Source organism: Devosia sp., from assembly GCF_041917035.1.
Lineage (GTDB): Bacteria > Pseudomonadota > Alphaproteobacteria > Rhizobiales > Devosiaceae > Devosia_A.
In genome coordinates this window covers 1-1658 of sequence record NZ_JAYRYM010000443.1, presented here as the reverse complement: position 1 = coordinate 1658, position 1658 = coordinate 1, and the positions used below count along the sequence as shown (strand labels likewise).

At 70.3% G+C, this 1658-nt stretch carries 3 protein-coding genes; 1 reads left to right on the top strand and 2 read right to left on the bottom strand.

Going from position 1 to position 1658, the window contains the following annotated elements; genetic code table 11:
* Positions 1-58 precede the first annotated feature (58 nt).
* On the bottom strand, positions 59-646 hold the full coding sequence (locus tag ACE3TU_RS22115) for a response regulator transcription factor (protein WP_374628008.1): 588 nt from the start codon (positions 644-646) through the stop codon (positions 59-61).
* Complete coding sequence (locus ACE3TU_RS22110; protein WP_374628007.1) at positions 594-1466, bottom strand: S1C family serine protease; 873 nt, start codon at positions 1464-1466, stop codon at positions 594-596. The genes ACE3TU_RS22115 and ACE3TU_RS22110 overlap by 53 nt, the downstream gene beginning before the upstream one ends.
* Here ACE3TU_RS22110 and ACE3TU_RS22105 point away from each other — a divergent pair.
* Positions 1459-1658 (top strand): hypothetical protein (locus ACE3TU_RS22105; RefSeq protein WP_374628006.1); only part of this gene is annotated, 200 nt, incomplete at its 3' end. The two genes, ACE3TU_RS22110 and ACE3TU_RS22105, sit on opposite strands and share 8 nt — an antisense overlap.

Here is a 1658-nt window from a genome sequence, read left to right as displayed (position 1 = left end):
TTCGGCGTTTCGTTGAAACGCCGAACTTTGTCCGTGCAACCGACGGGGCTACCCCCGGTCAGATCGAGACGAGCCCTTCGCGCAGGATGATCGACACCGCGTCGGCCCGGTTGCGGGCGCCGAGCTTGTCGAGGATGGCGGTGACGTGGAACTTTGCCGTGTGGACGGAGATGTCGAGGCCGCGGGCGATGAGCTTGTTGGAGGCACCATCGACCAGCAGCACCGCCACCTGCCGCTCGCGCTGGCTGAGGCGGGGCAAGGCGCCGCCCTGCCCGTCCGCCGCCATGCGCTCGCGGTCGAGCGCGTAGCCGGCGGCGACCAGGGTCGCGGCAGACAGGATCAGGCCCGGATCGAGGCTGTCGAGAACGTTGCGTCCCCCCTGCTCGGCACCGACCCGCAACAGCCGGCCGCCACCCGGGACGCCCGCATCCGAGGGGGTCCGGTCCGTGATGACCACGGCGGCCTCATCGGAATCGGCCTCGTAGAGGTCATGCCGGCCCTGCACGATAGCGCGCAGAACCTGTTCGAGACCGACGTCGAGCAGGTCGAAACCGATAGCGTAGCGCGCTGTGGAGAGGACGGCGCGCGCGGCCTCAGTGCCGCGGGCGTTCCCCGATAGAGAGGTCGAGTTCCAGTGCACTGCCACCGCGCAATACTCCCAATCTTGCTTTGGTTCCGACGGTTCCGGCGCCGAGCCGCAGGGCGACATCGGCGACGGACCGAACCGTGTTGCCTTCCCATGTGGTGACGATATCGCCGACAAGTAAGCCCCCCTGGGCTGCCGGACTGTCGGGCTCGATGCCGATGACGATGACGCCGCCCTGCCCGACCGGATGCAGGCTGAGGCCGAGCCAGCCGCGCGGCACGTAGCCCTTCTCGGCGAGCGTCGCCACCGCACGGGAGAGGGTCGAGGCGGGGATGAGCAGGGTGCGCCCCCGGGCGCCGCTGACCGCCATGCCGAGCAATCGGCCCGCGGGCGAAACGACGGCGCCTCCCTCCAAGCGGGACGGGAGGCGCAGGCCGAGCGTCACCAGGGCATCGATCTCGCCGCCGCGCATGCTGCGCCAGGCCGGCCCGACTTCGCTGACGGCGGCAAGGCTCGAGAGGACGGACTCCGCGGTTCGGCCGACCAGCACAGAGAGCGATCCGGCCGCGGGCTGGTCGGCCCAAACCCAGTCGGGATACTCGGCGGTTGCCAGACGAAGCAGGGCGACGTCGGTGGTCGGGTCGCGCCCGGCCAGCTGGGCCCGCGCCACGGTACCGTCCGGCAGGATGGCATCAGCCTCCTCTTCGCTCTCCAGCGCCTCATGGGCGGTGACCACGAGGCCGGTGCGCCAGATGAAGCCGCTGAGGGTACGCCCCTCGCCATCGCGGATCGCGACGACCCGCCGCGCGGCGTCCGCGGTGAGGGCGGCAAGGGCATCGGAGACGGCAGCGAGGGGCGCAAGGGACGCTGTGATGGACATGGCGAAGAAAGCCTCGGTCAACGACTGGTGCGATGCTGCCGTGCCACGCCTGTCTCGGAAAGCTCCCCAGTTGGGCAGGATTGGGCGACGCATGGCGGCCGGAACGGGGGGCTTGCCAGACGCCGAGGAAGTCCCGACAAGGACGTGGTCGTCGCGTGACGTGAAAACCGACGCCCGGGGGGACAAGGTGCC

Coding starts and splice junctions, on each gene's coding strand:
- ACE3TU_RS22110 (WP_374628007.1), bottom strand. CDS start 1,466: ATGTCCATCACAGCGTCCCTTGCGCCCCTCGCTGCCGTCTCCGATGCC.